The following is a 17,717-nucleotide window of genomic DNA, read 5'->3' on the forward strand; positions in this document are numbered from 1 at the left end:
GGGTTCTTGGATCCAATTGTACGCAAAACTATTTATTCAGGGCTTACTACTTATTTGCCTTTGTGCGAATAAGCGAAGGTTCATTGGACTTAAGCCTTGTGCATCTTGAATCGAGGCATGGGTTAAGGTGAGTTGGTTTTGAGATGACGCCCAATATAACCCGACCCGCCAATCATTCGCTTTCGGTTCTATTTGCCAAATATGCGCGGCCCGCCCTTTGCCACCCGCCAATTTGATACTATTTTCCGCGGACTCAGGCCAAACGATTGAATCAACCCAGTCAAAAAAACAGGGCAGTGTCGCCTTGCATTCTCCTGTCTCTACTGACCACAGCCTGACCGCCTCATCCTTGCCACTCGACACCAAAAAGGTGTTATCTGGTGAGAAATTCACGCTCATCACCCAATGAGTATGTCCGGCAAGCGTGTGCACTATTTTTCCGCTGTCTACTTGCCATAGCTTCACTACCTTATCAGCCCCGCCTGACGCCAGCAGCTTGCCATCTGACGAAAAAGTCACGCTACTGACCCCAGGCCAATGCCCTTCAAGCACACGCAACATTTCTCCGTTTTCTATGCTCCATAGCTTCACGGTCCCATCTTTACTCGCCGACGCTAGGAGCTTACCGTCTGGTGAAAAATGCACACTACTCACCCAACTATCATGGGCCTTAAGGGTATATAGCTCTGCTTTGCGGTCTACGCTCCATAGCTTCACTGTGTTATCCCAACTCCCTGAGGCCAGGAGTTTGCCATCTGGCGAAAAACTCACGCTACTGATCCTTTCACTATGTCCTGCAAACGTATGCAATTCTTCTGCGCTGTCTACATTCCACAGCTTCACCGTATTATCCCAACTCCCTGAGGCCAAAAATTTGCCATCTAGTGAGAAATTGACTTTCAGCACACTGAGTGTATGACCTGTAAGCGTACGTAATTCTTCGCCGCTTTTTACGCTCCATAGTTTTACCGTGTTATCCGCACTGCCCGACGCCAGATACTTACCGTTGGGGGAAAATTTCACACTCCTCACCCCGTGACTATGCCCGCCCAGCATAGACCGCTCTTCCCCGTCTTCGACTCGCCATAACTTCACCGTTCCATCCCCACTCCCCGACACCAAAAACTTGCTGTCTGGCGAGAAGCTCAACCCTTTTACCCTACCGCTATGCCCTTCAAGCGTAGACAATTCCTCACCGCTTTCTACGCTCCATAGCTTGACCATATTATCTGAACTGCCCGAGGCCAGAAACTTGCCATTGGGCGAAAAATTCACACTACTCACCCAACCATTATGCCCTTCAAGCGCATGTAATTCTTTGCCACTTGCTACTTCCCACAGCTTCGCTACCCTATAATTGCCGGCCGCCAGCAATTCGCCATTAGGCGAAAAATTCACACTATTGACTGCGCTGCCATGGCATTCAAGTGTACGTAACGCTTCTCCGCCTGCGGTGCGCCATAGTTTCACCGTCCCATCCTTGCTCCCCGACGCGAAAATCTCACCGTTTGGCGAAAAACTCACGCTCCTCACCCGGTCACTATGCCCGGCAAACGTATGCAATTCTTCGCCGCTTTCTGCGCGCCACAATTTCGCCGTTTTATCCCGACTCCCCGACACCAGGAATTCACCATTTGGGGAAAAACTCACACTATTCACCGCATCGCTATGGCCTTCAAACACATGCACTGCATCTCCGCTTTCTACTTGCCATAGCGTCACCTTTGTATCCTCTCCTCCTGACGCCAGGAATTCGCTGTTTGGCGAAAAACTCACACTATTCACCCTCACCGCATCACCCGCCCCTGCAAGCGTATGCACCAGCTCTAACGCTTCAGTTCGATACAGTTTTATCCCGCCCTCGCTGGTACTCACAGCCAACCAGTGCCCATCAGGGGAATAACAACAATCAGACACCTTGCTATTCAACTCTAAACTAGGCAACTCACCAAAGTTAATGCCTCTCAACTGTGCCGTCTCTAAGTTTGCCCCACGCAACCATGCGCCGCGGAATTTGACTTCCCTTAAATCCGCCCCTTTAAATTGAGTTTGGTCAAAGACCCCATAACTTAAATCCGCTCCCGGCACTTTGATTTGGCTCAAATCTAAGCCATTCAATTGCCGGCCTGCCTTGACTAAAATAGTCAAGGCATTAGCCGCGGCTCGGTCAATGCCATCTCGGGTCTTTGACGCCTTGACCCAAGCTAAAAGGGACTTGATTAAAGTAGGCTCCTGTCTTACTTGCTCGACTAAAAAACTCAGTACCGCTGGATCTTCCACTACGTTAAGTTGGTTGAGCAACGCCGCTGGCTGCAACGCAAAAAAATCTTCCAACTCGTTCCATAACAGACGTAGATTGTTCGCGGCACTAAGTTCCTTAGATAATTCTTGCCCGCTCCCAGCAGAGGTTCTCATTTCTTCCCATAGCGCCCGCGCCACAAAATAATCCTGTAACGATTTATGGATAAAGCGATACTGATTATCTTGGCGGATTAACGGAGCATTAAAGCGCAGCAAACGCGTCTTTTCAGCGTTGCCTAAAAATTCTTCGCGCCAATCCCCATGCTTGGCATCACTTGCCGCTGAATAAGTGACGGTGACCGCTCGAGCTAGATGCAACGCTACCGCAAAGCGTTGACTAAACTCTATTTCGTGGGCCACAAACCCCTCTTCATCTAAACGCTCAAATGCCTCCTGTTCCGCGGGTCTTAATTGAATCCGCCCTAAGCGTTCTTGCGAGCGCGCAGACCAGTTGTCCACAAAGATGTCATAGAGCGCGACTCGCGTCAGTCGTGACTCCCGGCTCTTGTGCACATCCAGTGTAGACAATACCTCTAAGGCCATATTGAGCATAAAGGGATTGCGCACCAGATCTTTTAATTCCGGCGCACCTTTAAAAGCCTGTTGATATTCTTGAGCGCCCCATTTTGGCTTTACATATTTCACATACTGATGAATATAGTGTTCTATCGATGCATCCGAAAATGGCGCCAGCCGACACTCCTCGAATAAACGAGGTTTGCCTTGTGGCTGGAATTTACTTTGATAGCCGCTCCCTAAATATTCTGGCCGGCTACTCATGATCACATGCGCTTGCCACCTATCCAACCGGTTATCTGCATAAAAAGCACGTGAGCGCTGAGCCAGCTCATCATAGCCATCTAGAATAAAGATAAAGCGACGTGCCTGACGTAACGCCTCTATCTGAGCCTTTGACAAACCCTGTCCTGCCAGATATTGCTCGATCAAATTCTTACTTGAATCATCCAAGGTAGAAAGTGGAATAAATAAGGGGATAGGACGCTCCTGCGATGACTGAGCTTTGTGATAGTCATCCCATAAACGACGGGCAAGGTGCCGGTTAAAGGTTGATTTGCCAGAGCCGGCCTCGCCCAACAACAAAAATACCTTTTTCTCTGATGCCAGAAATGCGCTCACTTTGCGTTCTAAATCGAAGTGCTCAGACGCATCAATGGTCAGCTTGCCCTGTGGCGCGACATACATCGCGAGGGCATCTTTTACCTCATCCACTTCCTCAAGCTCTTTTGCATAGTGCGCCTCTAATGCCAAGATATCTTTCTCTAGACCTAAACACGCTAGCGGGGCCTTGCTGCTTTGCAACATAACGCTTTGCGACTGGGTTAAAAGACGATCATCTCCCCGCGCCCGCTGCAGTAACTGAGTCCCCACTTGCTGCCAAGCCGGATCCCATACTGGCACAACGTAGTGATCTATATCATGCGCTGTTTTAGCTTGCTGAAGCATAGGGGGCAACTGCTCTAGCAGTGCTCTGACTTGCGCTTGCATGCGTTCAGATAAAGTTTGGGTCTTTGCCAAGCGGCCTAAGGTGTGGTGGACAGCTTGCTGCACACGGGCATACTGCCCCCACTGGCGGTTCTTGTTTTGCACCACATCACCTAAAAACTGAAGGGCGGCGGCTTGCGTGGTGTCCTCTGTTTGGATGCGAGCTATTTGCTCTAAGCGTTGGCACAACCCTAATAAGAAGGCTTCGTTGCGGCTATATAGACTATGCCGAGCAAATTGCTCGAATGGCACCAGTTGGCCCTCTTCTAAGCAGGTATCTAAGAATTGCAGCGCCGCATACCAACGTTGCTGCTTACTTTTTGTTAAACGATCACGAATTGCCGTGCCGGTTGCCAGCACAGTGGCACCAAAATCGTTCATTTCATCGGCTAACTCGGTTAAACGCTTGACGGTCTCGCTCGCGCCAGAAAATGCCTCGCTAAAATGATCAAAAGCATTCAGCAATTTTTTCGGGTCAAAAGTCTGCACCACATGAGCTAAATTCGTCGCGCCTAAAATGACGCTTGAACTCCGGCGCCATGTTTCTTGCCAACGGCTTTCATCATTCGGAATATGCGCTAAAGCTTGACGCGCGTAGTACGCTTGAAAGCGCAACTCGGGCGTTTGGCTTAATTTTGCTAAGACCTTATCTAGCGGTTCCTGAACCTGGATACGGTTAATCCCGGTAACGCTCGCTTTGGCCATCGCGTCTAAGATCTGTGAGGTGGTGTGCAGCAGCAACTGAAATTGCTGCACATTACCCTCTATATGCTCGCTAGATAAACGCCTCGTCAAGGTTTGCAACAGTTTGACTAAATCTCCTGCACTATTCTTAAAGAGCGCTTCCGGCAAATTGTGAATCATCATAGCCAAACTCTGGAGAGCAGATAGATCCAAGAGTTTTTCTTGTGTCACGAGTGCATCATGAGCTTTGCCAATCAAATAACGGCATTTCTCTGGATCTGCGGTGGCCGCTAATGGCACAACTTCTCGCCAGAGATCTAAATCTTTGAAATCTCTTTGGGCGAAGGCCTCCAAGATATTACGTGCTAATTCGTTTAATTCTTGAGTTGGAGGTGATTGAGTAGATTGCAGACAGCGGGCTAGGTGGCGAGTATTTTTAATGTCACGCGCAGCCGTTGAATGATCAGTATCCACCACCACAGGCGGTAAATTATGCTTAAAGCAGGTTGCACTGAGCGCCGCAGACGATAGCAGTACGCGGGCGTCTAAATTGACGGAAGAGGCAATTAGGTTTTGAAATACGAGTTTTTGAGGAAAACCTGGCGTCTCAATCACGCTCAATGCTTGCAGTTTTTCATCTGCGGCAGGTTGATCAAACGCTCGGGCAGCTTCGTAACTGGCACGCGCCTCTTTGATAAAGCCCATATCTCGCAGTCGATTACCGTGCTCAAGATGAGCTTGCGCTATATTTCTGTTAATTTCTGGATTTTTTTCAGCCGGGGGGATTTGATTCAAGAGGGTTTGCGCTTTGCTGAATAAGCGCCGGGCTTCAATCAGATTTTGACTTTGCTGCTGGTAAGCCCGATCTAAGTATTTTTTGCCTTCTTTGAGGTAATGAAGCTGGCTATAGCCTAAAGCATTGCGCCTGAAATTCGCAACCCCGGAGATTTTTTGCATTGTGGTACATATGAGCCCTTCCCGGTTCACCAAGCAACATCTTCCATTTCAAGCTGATGAGGCGACTCCTTGCCCTAACCTTGCCGCCTCATCGCCACTTGCTTGAGCCACCTATCACGAGCCCACATCCTATTCAAAATGAATGACAAATGCTATACAAGTTTGAAATGTGTATAGTCCCTCTAGCTTCTATTGATGGCACGAAATGAGCCGCTTAACTCACAATTTACTGATGACCCCAGCTACGCTATGGATACTAATCGGGCTAAGCATCATTCGTCAATCCTATAGTCTGGATTTATCAGGAGCAAATAAAAATACCGGCTTGGGGTCTGCGACCGCAGACTGATATAAAGCAGGGTCGCATAAAATAATACAATCACTCTTCATCGGAGCGCCGCTCGCGCATTGAACCCGTCACCAGGTCAAAGCGGAATAGCCGGCACTCAATTGGGCCATTGAAAAGCGGGGTTCGTTTTGCTGCCCGTAAACGCATTTGGCCGGGCAAACCGCGGTCAGAAGTTAAAACAAAGGCTTGCCAACCCGTAAAACGTTGTTTAAGAGCATCACCAAAAGCACGAAAAAATTCAGCGCTAGCCTCGTCTGGCTGCGCGTCGCGAAAAAATTCGTTCTGGTCGCGGCGTCCAGTCTGCATCTCACGGTCTTGGCTACGCGCTCGCGGCGCCTGGCCACGCACCTCGACCCGCTCGCCATAAGGTGGATTAGCGACAATGATGCCTGGCGTTTCCGTAGGCGCTACCATGGCACACGCATCAACCTGCTTTAACCACAGCTGACGAAGTCCAGCCCGCTCTAGATTAGCCTGAGCTTTAACCAGCATATCACCCGAAATATCGCTACCAAATATATTCAGCTCACTGTGCTGACTACGCGCTATCTGTTGCGCCTCAAGCGCTGCCGCCTTTAACATAGGCCATGCGCTCATATCGTAGGATTGGAGTTTTTCAAACGCAAAATGGCGCTCGCCTCCAGCCGCCAAACCAAGCGCCATCTGGGCCGCCTCTATAATAAAGGTACCGCTGCCACACATTGGATCATAGAGCGGTACCGCAGGCGTCCAACCGCTTAAGCGCAAAATACCCGCGGCTAGATTTTCGCGCAGCGGCGCCGCGCCCTTATCAAGCCGCCAACCGCGTTTAAACAGCGCTTCGCCAGTGGTATCTAAGTACAGCGTGCACTCTGTGGCACTCAGAAAAACGAACACCCGCACATCTGGTGTGGCGGTATCAATATTAGGTCGTGCGCCGGTTACTGCGCGCAGACGATCGCAGATCGCATCCTTGACACGCAAAGCCGCGAAACCTACATTGCGCACAGGCGCCGTCTTAATCGCGGTAATATCCACGCGCAATGTTTGTTGTGCCGAGAACCAATCCTCCCAAGCCTGCTCAGACGCAAACGCAAAGAGATCATTCTCATTGTGATAAGATTGCTGCGCTACTTTTAATAAGACACGGCTTGCAATACGCGAGTGCAAATTCACGGCCATGGCAGCGGCGGGCCCGCCGATGAAATATACGCCACCCGGCACAGAAGCGCCTACCTCAAGAGGGGCACGTAAAGCAATCTCATGCAATTCGTCAACAAATACTGCCTCAAGGCCGCGCGGGCAGGGTGAAAAGAACTCGAATGAAGGCATAATTTTTGTTAGACTTGGCGCTTTTTGCGCGAAGTCCTCATTTTAATAGGTTCTTAACTAGAATAGAGGGGAATCTACTGGTTTTTTACGCTTTTTCAGGTGAATATAGCTAATTTATAGCATTGTATTTTCCAGAACTGAAGGTATTGTTTTGGAAAGCTCTGGTTAATTTAACGTTAGAAAAATAGCTAATGTTCTAACGAGATGTTCAAAATATTGGAGTAGAAATTGAAGAAAGGCATGACCAAACCATTGGGCAGTCGAGTTGCTGCACCAGCAGCTCGCGGTGTTCTCGATACTGGGCTCAAGGAACGCCACGTTGCAATGCTTTCGATTGGCGGCGTGATCGGCGCCGGCTTATTCGTTGGTTCTGGACATGCGATTGCCGCGGCTGGGCCGGCTGTGATCATGGCGTATCTGATTTCAGGAATCATCGTTTTATTGGTCATGCGGATGTTAGGCGAAATGGCAGTCGCTTTACCGGATACGGGCTCTTTTTCAACTTATGCCGATCATGCCATTGGCCGTTGGGCAGGTTTTACAATCGGCTGGCTTTATTGGTGGCGCAAGGTTTTAGTCATCCCGCTAGAAGCGACTGCAGCAGCGATTATTTTGCATTCATGGTTCCCAGATATTGCCACTTGGGTCTTTGCTCTAACGATTACTGCGGCGCTAACTTCAAGCAATTTATTGAAAGTCGCGTACTACGGCGAGCTTGAATTCTGGTTTGCCCTCACCAAAATTACCGCAATTATTATCTTTATTTGCATTGGCGCGGCCGCAATTATGGGCTTTCTGCCAAATAGCAGCGTCAGCGGCATAGGCGCGCTTTCTAATGCAGTGGGCGGCTTTGCGCCAAACGGTTTGGAGGCAGTGATCGGGGCCATGGTGATTGCCATGTTTAGCTTATTTGGCGCGGAAGTCGCGACGATTGCTGCGGTTGAATCCAAAAATCCCGTCCGGCAAATCACCCGAGCGACTAATTCCGCCATCTGGCGTATCAGTATCTTTTATCTAGCCTCACTTTTCATAGTGATTTCGTTAGTGCCATGGGACGATCCCCTATTACCAGAGATGGGTGCATATCAACGTGTGCTTGAGTTAGTTAACATCCCTTACGCGAAAGCGCTGGTGGATATTATTGTCCTGATTGCGTTAATTAGTTGCTTAAATTCTGCTCTATACACTGCCTCAAGGATGATTTTTTCGCTTAGCCAGCGTGGCGATGCCCCGGCTGCAATTCAACGCACAACGCGCAATGGCGTGCCAGTACTCGCCGTGCTTGCCTCTACCGCAGTCGCTTTTTTAACGGTCATTGCCAACTATATAATGCCCAAGCAAGTATTTACCTTCTTACTCGCAACTTCAGGCGCGATCGGGTTGTTAGTGTATTTAGTCATTGCCGTCTCTCAGCTGCGTTTACGCAAGCGCTTACTCGCCAACGGTGAGCAACTAAAACTTAAGATGTGGCTCTTCCCATGGCTCACTTGGATTGTCATTGTAGCTATCGTTGGGATCTTATTCGCCATGTTTATCCAGCCTCACCACCGCACGGAAATGCTGATCACGACAGCGTTAGCAGTGATTGTGGCAGTGACGGGCTTAGTCATCAATCGCCATCGCAAGGAGCCTGAGCTCCCATCTAATCGTTAAACTGAGATTTAAGCGCAATTCTTAAGAAAATCAGACTGAATAGGGGTATATAAAGTGACTCAAGAGGTTCTCGCTGCACCGAAATTTAAACCTTATACCCGGCAATCCATCCAGCAAGCGCCGCAGTGGGAAAAAATCCCAACAGAACTGCGCGAAGCAGTACTCGTAGTTTCGCGTGTCCTGCCCTTTCGTACGAATCAATATGTCATGAGCGAGTTGATTGATTGGGATCGCGTGCCAGACGATCCAATGTATCGTCTCACCTTTCCTCATCAGGACATGTTGCCACCCGCAGAGTATGCTCATCTGAGGGATTTAGTGCTCATCAAAAAAGATGAGGCGGCGATTGAAATGCAAGTTAAAAAAATCCGCTTGCAAATGAATCCGCACCCAGCCGGCCAAATGACGCACAACGTACCTATGCTAGATGGAACCCCTGTTCAGGGCCTACAGCATAAATATAAAGAGACCGTATTGTTCTTTCCAAGCGCCGGACAAACCTGCCATGCTTATTGCACATTCTGCTTTCGCTGGCCGCAATTTGTGGGCATGGAAGGCCTCAAGTTCGATGCGAGAGAGTCAAACGAATTAGTTTCCTATCTCAAGCAACATAAAGAAGTCACGGATGTGCTGATTACTGGGGGAGACCCCCTCATTATGAACACTCGCTCGCTGACTGGGTACATTGAGCCACTACTCGATCCAGAACTCGAGCATATTCAAAACATTCGCATTGGGACTAAATCGGTTGCTTACTGGCCACAGCGGTTTGTAACTGATAAAGATGCCGACGATTTATTGCGCCTTTTCGAGAAGGTCGTCAAGGCAGGTAAAAACCTGGCGCTCATGGGCCATTACAATCACCCGGTTGAATTGCGCCAAGAGATGGCGCAAAAAGCGCTTAAGCGTATTCTGGCAACCGGCGCCACGGTGCGGATGCAGTCCCCGTTAATCCGCCACATCAATGACGACGCTAAAGCATGGGCCGAATTATGGACACTCGGCGTTCGTCTAGGGGCCATTCCGTACTATATGTTTGTTGAGCGCGATACCGGACCCCATGAATATTTTCAAATGCCGCTGGCCAAAGCGTATGAGATTTTTCAGGCAGCATATCAAACCGTCTCTGGCCTAGCTCGCACCGTGCGCGGCCCTTCAATGAGCGCGTTTCCGGGTAAAGTGGTGGTAGATGGTATCGTGAATATTCGCGACGAAAAGGTGTTTGCGCTACAGTTCCTGCAAGCCCGCAACCCAGATTGGGTACGTCGGCCTTTCTATGCAAAATTCGATCCAAAGGCCACTTGGTTAGATGGCTTAGTGCCGGCTTTTGGCGAGAAACGCTTTTTCTTTGAGACAGAAGAAAAGGCTCCTACAGATATTAGGTCAAACATAAGCCACCCGACGCATTCGGTGATCAAATTTACCCCTCGCGAACTACGCAAGGCGTCTTAGAGCAATTTAAAATTAATGGCCCGGTCGGTAGGCCTTTGGGGATCAATGGAACGTAAAGTGCTTAAGCTGCTTCGACATCTTCTCGGGGGTCGCGCAGCGGACGTAACTGAAGAGTGTTTCATTCCGGGAGCTAAAGTGTTTTCATACAGGAAACCAAGGGCAGAAGCTTTTACACAGATCACCATTAAGCACTTGCACACGCGTTTGAGAAGCTTCAGCCCCCGGAAAATGAAACACTCTCCAATTATGGTTTGTGACTTATGTTTTTAATAAAGTTCTGGTGACGTGCGTACTGGCATTCTTACTTTAAACACTTTGCCATCTGATAAAAAGAAAATAGCTCTGGCGTTGTCGCCCGGAGTAATCAGATGTGTTGGTTTTTCAAATATGAGATGGTAACCGCCAGGAACGAGCGCAAACTCGCCATTTGCAGGGATAGTGAATTTATCGACTTTAACCATTTTGCTGGATTCATTATCGGTTACAGTTTGATATATTGTGATCCTTTTGTAATCTGGGCTAGTGATTTTGGCGACATCGAGCGGCTGGCTCGAGCTATTTTGCAATGTGATATAACCAGCAGCAGGTAATGCATTAGGTAGCCAGCGTACCCAAGCTGAATTTTTCGCCGATGTAATATCAGTAGATACAGGTGTTTTGGCAAATGCCGAGGTGGGCGATATGAAGGTCAACAGACTGGCTAAGAGCAAAGTAAACAATCTCATTATTTCTCCTGATTAGTGACGGTTCTTAAACGTTATTTAAATCGTGAGTACTATTGGTTAATTGATTTGAGCTTTGGTCTGTTTTGCGTGCCCCCCTTTTTCTGAAGATATGAAGACTTAAAATTATTAAGCCATGAGTAGCAAATTACTCATTAACTTCAAATTTTTCAAACAAATAATTAGTTTTGTTGTGTTTAGCCAACGCTCTGGTGAGCTTGATCTAAGCTGAATTTTGTATTCAAATCAGCAGCTTAGGCCGAGATGTGGGAGAGTGGTCTAAACTGGGGGCTGACGGCCGAGCCCGTGGAAGTAAGTGCTTTGACATTGTCGAACCACCGTCAGAAAAGCCGGACCACACTCGACAATCAAAAAAATCAGTTGATTACGTCAGCCCCCAGTTTGGACCACTCTCCAATACTGGGCGAATTCCACCGGTCGGTCGCAACACGCCTCATCTAGGAGAGTGCGCCACGCTGCTTTAGGAGCTTCTGATTGACCTGGCTTAAACCTAGCACGTCTTGAATAATCATCTCGGTGACGGCCAACCTATCATATGTCGAACTCCAATGCAGGCGCGCTCGAACATGGCCTTCGTCTTCGATGAACTGCCAAACACGGACTGATTTATCACCACAACCGGTCACTAAATAGGTACCGTCGGGGGTCGTTTTCCAGGCGATACTATTGATCACGCCCCCAAAATCTTGCAGCAGCGCTAAACACTGTCCGCTCTGCGCGTCCCACAGCCGCACTGTCTTGTCCTCACTGCGAGAGGCAATCTGCTCCCCACTCGGCGAATACGCCACGCTACTAACCGTGTCGGTATGTCCTGCTAAGATGTGCGTGGGCGCACCGCTTGCCGCGTCCCACAGCCGCACTGTCTTGTCATGACTGCCGGAGGCAATCTGAGCACCGCTGGGCGAATACGCTACGCTAGTAACTAACCTGGCATGTCCTTGTAAAGTGTAGCGCAGCACACCGCTTGCCGCGTCCCACAGCAGTATTGTCCGGTCCATACTGCCGAAGGCAATTTGCAACCCGCTCGGCGAATACACCACGCTAGTAAGCCAGCCGGTATATCCTTGTAAAGTGTAGAGCAGCGCACCGCTTGCCGCGTCCCACAGTTGCACTGTATTATCCCTACTGCCGGAGGCAATTTGCAACCCACTCGGCGAATACACCACGCTATTAACAGCTTTGTTATGTCCTGCTAAGGTGTGCGTGTGTGCACCGCTTGCCGCGTCCCACAGCCGCACCATCTTGTCCTCACTGCCGGAGGCAATCTGCTCCCCACTCGGCGAATACGTCACGCTATTAACCTTGTCGGTATGTCCTGCTAAGGTGTGCGTGTGCGCACCGCTTGCCGCGTCCCACAGCCGTACTGTCTTGTCCCTACTGCAGGAGGCAATTTGCAATCCGCTCGGCGAATACACCACGCTATTAACCCAGTCGGTATGTCCTTTTAAGGTATGCCTGAGCTTGCCGTTATGCGCGTCCCACAGTCGCACCGTCTTGTCCTCACTGCCGGAGGCAATCTGCTCCCCACTCGGTGAATACGCCACGCTAGTAACATCGTCGGTATGTCCTTCTAAGGTGTACGCGGACGCACAGCTTGCCACGTCCCACAGCCGCACTGTCTTGTCAAAACCGCCGGAGGCGATCTGGGTGCCGCTGGGCAAATACACCACGCTATTAACACCTCTGGTCTGTCCTGTTAAGGTGTGCCTGGGTGCACCGCTGGCCGCATCCCACAGCCGCACCGTCTTGTCCCAACTGCCCGAAGCGAGCTGCTCCCCACTCGGCGCATACGCCACGCTAGTAACCCAGCCGGTATGTCCTTGTAAAGTGTAGAGCAGCGCACCGCTTGCCGCGTCCCATAGCCGCACCGTCTTGTCCCAACTGCCCGCCGAAGCGATCTGGGTGCCACTTGGCGCATACGCCACGCTCTTAACAGTGCTGGTATGTCCGCGTAAGGTGTGCACGAGGGTGCCGCTGTGCGCATCCCACAGCCGCACCGTCTTGTCCTCACTGCCGGAGGCAATCTGCTTCCCACTCGGCGAATACGCCACACTCTCAACATAATGCGTATGTCCTTGTAAGGTGTGCACGAGGGCTCCGCTGTGCGTGTTCCACAGGCGCACCGCCGTCTTGTCATTACTGCTTGAGGCGAGTTGCGCACCGTTCGGCGAATACGCGAGTTGCGCACCTTGCGACGAATACCGGATGCTATTTCGGGTATGTCCTTTTAAGGTATGCACGAGGGCTCCGCTTTTCGCGTCCCACAGCCGCACCATATTGTCAGTACAGCCTGAGGCGAGTTGCTCTCCGCTCGGCGCATACACCACGCTAATAACAGTTTTGGTATGTCTTGCTAAGGTGTGGATTTTTGTCCAGTTTGATGTGTCATACACGCTGATCCGGCCATTTATATCACCTATCGCACAGTTTCTTCCATCCGGTGAATACGCACAGGGATACACCACAGTTTCTTCTTGGAGATACGGCCATTCGCCAAACTGCACCCCGCTCATCTGCGCATTGCTTAAATTTGCCTGACGCAGCCAGCTCGCCCGAAGATGGGTGTGGCTTAAATCTGCTCCTTGCAACTGCGCTGAATCAAAGACCCCAAAACTCAGATCCGCACCAGGTACGCGGACCCCCCTTAAATCCGCTTCTTTAAACTGAACCCCACTTTTGACTAACACAGTCATCGCATTGGCTGCCATCGGCTGCACGTCTTCTGTCTTTGAGCGTTCGACCCAGTTCAGTAGCGTTTCCTTTAACGCCGGCTCTTGTTCGATTTTTTCTCTTAAATAGCCAAATATCGTTTGCTCACCTACCAGACTCAATAGCCCAAAAAGTGCACGCTTCTCGACTACTTTATCAAGTTCCCCTAGTTCTCCTAGCCTTTGCAGTTGATTCAACGCAAAAGTGCGCAAGCTCTCGTCCGAACTCGCCAAACTCTGATGATATTTGGCCGCAATCCTTTGCTGCAGCAAGTGTAACTTCAAAGCAGGTGAATCCACTGGCGCGCCATGATGCATCACCGTAGTCAATGCTTTAAAGAGATTCTGCCGCTCCCATACTTGCAGATAATTTTCTATTTCTTCTCGAACTTCGACAGGCAACGACACGAATGAGGCTTTTGGAGACGGTTGCACTGCTGGATGAGATGCCGTAGTAGAGCTTGAAATAGGGTTTAACATGCATATCCTTTTTGAACGGGATCGGGTTGAGAGTGCGCCCACTCAGACGGCACGTTCTGCTCTATATGGGCACCACCCTTACAACTTTACTTGAAGACTGGCAACCACCCAAACATATTCATAATCACCGTGAGGTAAACTATAAAGCCGCAGACAATAATCAGGTTAAGCATCAGATTATTGCATGGTGCAGTATATATTGCCTGCGCGTAACGCTTGCGAGCGCTTTTTACCAAAAACGGCGGTAAAATCACGCTCCAGATAGTAAAAGCTAGCCCAGCATAACCAATCGCATAAATAAAACCATTAGGATAAAAAGCACAGATTACCGCCGGAGGTAAATAGGTGATAACGGCGGTTTTAAATCGTCCGACATGATCATTTTTGAAATTAAATAGGTCGGCGATATAATCGAATAGCCCTAAAGTTGCCGCCAACATTGAACTCGCTACTGCAAAATTGCCAAAAAACGTCAAAATCAAATCCATATGCTTGCTGTTCAAGGCACCGTCGAGCGCTCCGACAAAGGTATCGACGTTGCCACCTTTGGCAATAATCTGGGGAAACTCGGCGCGGCTAATATTGCCCATTGTGACTAGCAGCCAGAAGATATAAAGCAGAAGAGAAAATGCCAAGCCGATAATAATCGAACGAGTGATGTTACGGATGCCGGATTTTCCATACAATCTCAATAAACTAGGCATGTTACCGTGAAAACCAAACGAAATAATACAGAAGGGCAGGGTCATCAGCACATACGGGAAATAATGAGTGTCTTTGAGCGCGACCGAGGCCGAATCTAAAACTTTAGCTATTTCAATATGACTGACCATGCCGGAAAAGGTAGCAAAAAAAGCAATAAACTTACCAAAAGTCAGTACGGTAACAATCCGGCCAACCCACCGTGAGCTATACCAAGCAATCAGACCAACAATAAAACTGACTATCATCACCAAGAAACTCACCGGCAGCGATATATCAGTATATTTAGTTATGGTCTGAGAGAGTACTGCTGAAGAGCCGGAAATATAAGCATAGGTCAGAATATACAGCACAAAAATAAAAGAGGCGCCAACGAGCACATTCCATTTTTTACCCAGCAGCTCGGTGGTGAAAGTATTAAAACTCGCACCGGGCCCGAAATGAAGATTAACTTCCAGTAAAAGCAAGCCCGTCATCAGCATCATTAAAGCAACTAAAATAAGGATAATTGCCCCGTTAACAAACCAGACGCCGGCCATGGCGATCGGCAAGGAAAACATACCGCCACCTACCACCGTGGCGATAACCAACATCACTCCGCTTGTCAAGCCAGGTGATTTTCTGGGATTAACACTATCAATACCCATAACCCATTTTCCTTTTTAGTTCTGTGCTATATAAATTATTTAGCGTTCATATTCATTTTTGAATTTTTTATTGTGGTCATTTCTCGGCACGCAAAATACACAATAGCCTCATCATACGATGAGTTCTACGGTTATTTAATAATTAGACGCACCGTCTCCAGCTTGGGACGCCCGCCCTCCGACTCTCTTACAGAGCGATCGGAAGGTGGGGCTTTGATCTAGCCTGAGGGAGGATGCTATGATGCAATCGCCAGAGGATTCGTAGGGATGGCTCAGTGGGAGCGACACTACAATAAGCTTTAGAACGGTTTGAAAACCACTAAAAGGACAGCAGCGAGCAGCCCCAACACCGGCAACTCACTAAATCCTCGATACCAGCATTGGCTACGCTTATTACGCCCTTGCTCGAACACCGCTAGCAGCTTACCACAGGTAATATGATAAGCAATCAGCAGGGCAACAATACTTAGCTTCGTATGCATCCAGCCATTACCTGGGCCTTCCAGGCCAATACCCACCACTAGCCATAACCAAAGGCCAAAGCCAAGCGCGGGTACGGCAATAATCGTCATAAAGCGAAACAGCTTACGCGCCATCATCAGCAAGCGTTTGATTGCTGCCGGCTCGGTTTCTTGCGCCAGATTCATATAAATCCGTGGCAGGTAAGCCAGGCCCGCAAACCACGATGCAACAAAAACAATATGTAACGATTTAATCCAAAGCATGAGTATCTTTTAAAAAAGACGCCAGCTGACAGGTCTTGCAACACGCTAAGTTTGTCAGACACCAAACGTCAAAAAATAAATATCGGAGATCACTAGGCCGGATATTATGCCAGACTTGCTAACCGTGACGCAGTAGTTTTGCGCTCATTCCAGGGCCTTTTCGGCAACAAATAATCGAATGCTCATTGAGTTAGCTGCCATGACATCATTTTCGGTAATCCTGAACTTTTTAGCTCCTGCCTTCGCCGTGGCCTAACACAATATATTTCAACGAAGTTAAACCCTCTAAGCCCACCGGTCCGCGCGCGTGCAGCTTGTCGTTTGAGATGCCGATTTCCGCGCCAAGTCCATATTCAAAACCATCGGCAAACCGCGTTGAAGCATTCACCAGAACACTGGCCGAATCCACTTCGCGCAAAAAGCGTTGCGCATGGTCATAATGCTCGGTCACGATGGCATCTGTGTGGGCGGAACCGTAAGTATTAATGTGCTCAATGGCAGCATCTAGATCATCGACAATACGAATCGCTAGAATAGGTGCGAGGTATTCGGCACGCCAATCTGCTTCAGTTGCATCGGTCAGAGAAGCAATCCCGGCTTGCTCAAGCACTGTACGACTGCGAGCACAGACGCGTAAGGCGACGGCTTTATCCTGATACAGTCGGCATAGTGGCGGTAGGACGGTCGCCGCTATGCTAGCGGCAACTAATAGTGTTTCCATCGTGTTACACGTGCCGTAGCGCTGCGTCTTTGCATTGTCGCAAACCGCTAGGGCCTTGGTCAGGTCGGCCGCACTATCGACGTATACATGGCAAACACCGTCTAGGTGCTTAATCATGGGCACGCGCGCTTCGCGCATTAAGCGCTCAATCAAACTCTTGCCGCCACGCGGTACCAGCACGTCGATATATTCAGTCATCGTCGCCAATTTGCCCACAGCAGCCCGATCAGCCGTCGCGACCACTTGCACTGCATCGGCTGGCAAGCCGGCGGCTGCGAGCCCGCTGCTAATTGAACGAGCAAGTGCCAGATTGCTATTGAGCGCCTCCGAACCACCCCGCAAAATCACCGCATTACCGGCTTTCAGGCACAGTGCCGCGGCGTCAATGGTGACATTCGGCCGAGCTTCATAAATGATACCAATCACGCCAAGTGGCACGCGCATCCGGCCAACCTGAATGCCACTTGGGCGGGATTTGAGTTCACTGATTTCGCCAATCGGGTCTGGCAACGAGAGTACCTGCCGCAGGCCAGCAATCATTGTGCGCAGCGCTGCATCGGACAGGGTTAGGCGATCAATAAAGGCTGCCTCCAAGCCTTTTTCTTGCGCCTGCGCACAATCGCGTGCATTGGCTTCTTTTAACCCCGTAAGGTCTTGCTCAAGCGCAGATGCAATCGTCTCTAGCGCATTATTCTTAGCAGCCGTTGTGGCTCGCGCCATGGCACGTGAAGCGGTGCGAGCGCGTTGACCGAGATCGGTCATATAGTGATCAATATTCATA

Annotated in this window: 9 protein-coding genes; 2 read left to right on the forward strand and 7 right to left on the reverse strand. The window is 49.6% G+C overall.

Annotated features, from left to right (window positions below):
• Nucleotides 1–36: 36 nt before the first annotated feature.
• Complete coding sequence (locus tag NQD60_RS07670; RefSeq protein WP_257100329.1) at nt 37–5,445, reverse strand: NACHT domain-containing protein; 5,409 nt, start codon at nt 5,443–5,445, stop codon at nt 37–39.
• A gap of 379 nt (nt 5,446–5,824) precedes the next feature.
• The gene (locus tag NQD60_RS07675) at nt 5,825–7,105 is read right to left on the reverse strand and encodes a class I SAM-dependent RNA methyltransferase (RefSeq protein ID WP_257100330.1); all 1,281 of its coding nucleotides are present in this window, start codon (nt 7,103–7,105) and stop codon (nt 5,825–5,827) included.
• A 240-nt stretch (nt 7,106–7,345) separates the two neighbouring features.
• Here NQD60_RS07675 and NQD60_RS07680 point away from each other — a divergent pair, with 240 nt between their 5' ends.
• Together NQD60_RS07680 and NQD60_RS07685 are read left to right on the forward strand one after the other, a co-directional pair.
• A complete protein-coding gene (locus NQD60_RS07680; protein WP_257100331.1) occupies nt 7,346–8,758 on the forward strand; it encodes an amino acid permease in 1,413 nt (470 codons plus the stop codon).
• A 54-nt stretch (nt 8,759–8,812) separates the two neighbouring features.
• Nucleotides 8,813–10,210 (forward strand): KamA family radical SAM protein, encoded by a 1,398-nt coding sequence (locus NQD60_RS07685; protein WP_257100332.1) that lies wholly within the window; start codon nt 8,813–8,815, stop codon nt 10,208–10,210.
• Between the two features lie 266 nt (nt 10,211–10,476).
• Here NQD60_RS07685 and NQD60_RS07690 read toward each other — a convergent pair whose 3' ends face one another.
• The 5 genes from NQD60_RS07690 to NQD60_RS07710 form a co-directional block, all read right to left on the reverse strand.
• On the reverse strand, nt 10,477–10,935 hold the full coding sequence (locus tag NQD60_RS07690; protein ID WP_257100333.1) for a copper chaperone PCu(A)C: 459 nt from the start codon (nt 10,933–10,935) through the stop codon (nt 10,477–10,479).
• Nucleotides 10,936–11,390: 455 nt separating this feature from the next.
• Entirely contained in the window at nt 11,391–14,141 is a 2,751-nt protein-coding gene (locus NQD60_RS07695; protein ID WP_257100334.1) for a pentapeptide repeat-containing protein, read from the reverse strand.
• Between the two features lie 86 nt (nt 14,142–14,227).
• Nucleotides 14,228–15,490, reverse strand: a complete 1,263-nt coding sequence (locus NQD60_RS07700) for an aromatic amino acid transporter (RefSeq protein ID WP_257100335.1) — start codon at nt 15,488–15,490, stop codon at nt 14,228–14,230.
• 299 nt (nt 15,491–15,789) lie between these two features.
• Nucleotides 15,790–16,215 (reverse strand): CopD family protein, encoded by a 426-nt coding sequence (locus NQD60_RS07705; RefSeq protein WP_257100336.1) that lies wholly within the window; start codon nt 16,213–16,215, stop codon nt 15,790–15,792.
• 229 nt (nt 16,216–16,444) lie between these two features.
• Complete coding sequence (locus NQD60_RS07710) at nt 16,445–17,716, reverse strand: glutamate-5-semialdehyde dehydrogenase (protein ID WP_257100337.1); 1,272 nt, start codon at nt 17,714–17,716, stop codon at nt 16,445–16,447.
• Between the last annotated feature and the right edge of the window lies 1 nt (nt 17,717).

This window comes from Mycoavidus sp. SF9855 (genome assembly GCF_024582735.1).
In the GTDB taxonomy this organism is placed as follows: domain Bacteria; phylum Pseudomonadota; class Gammaproteobacteria; order Burkholderiales; family Burkholderiaceae; genus Mycoavidus.

Excerpts from the sequence above, each read along its gene's own strand:
- NQD60_RS07670 (WP_257100329.1), bottom strand. The coding sequence starts at position 5,445 with ATGCAAAAAATCTCCGGGGTTGCGAATTTCAGGCGCAATGCTTTAGGC.
- NQD60_RS07710 (WP_257100337.1), bottom strand. The coding sequence starts at position 17,716 with ATGAATATTGATCACTATATGACCGATCTCGGTCAACGCGCTCGCACC.
- NQD60_RS07680 (WP_257100331.1), top strand. The coding sequence starts at position 7,346 with ATGACCAAACCATTGGGCAGTCGAGTTGCTGCACCAGCAGCTCGCGGT.
- NQD60_RS07700 (WP_257100335.1), bottom strand. The coding sequence starts at position 15,490 with ATGGGTATTGATAGTGTTAATCCCAGAAAATCACCTGGCTTGACAAGC.
- NQD60_RS07705 (WP_257100336.1), bottom strand. The coding sequence starts at position 16,215 with ATGCTTTGGATTAAATCGTTACATATTGTTTTTGTTGCATCGTGGTTT.
- NQD60_RS07675 (WP_257100330.1), bottom strand. The coding sequence starts at position 7,105 with ATGCCTTCATTCGAGTTCTTTTCACCCTGCCCGCGCGGCCTTGAGGCA.
- NQD60_RS07695 (WP_257100334.1), bottom strand. The coding sequence starts at position 14,141 with ATGTTAAACCCTATTTCAAGCTCTACTACGGCATCTCATCCAGCAGTG.
- NQD60_RS07690 (WP_257100333.1), bottom strand. The coding sequence starts at position 10,935 with ATGAGATTGTTTACTTTGCTCTTAGCCAGTCTGTTGACCTTCATATCG.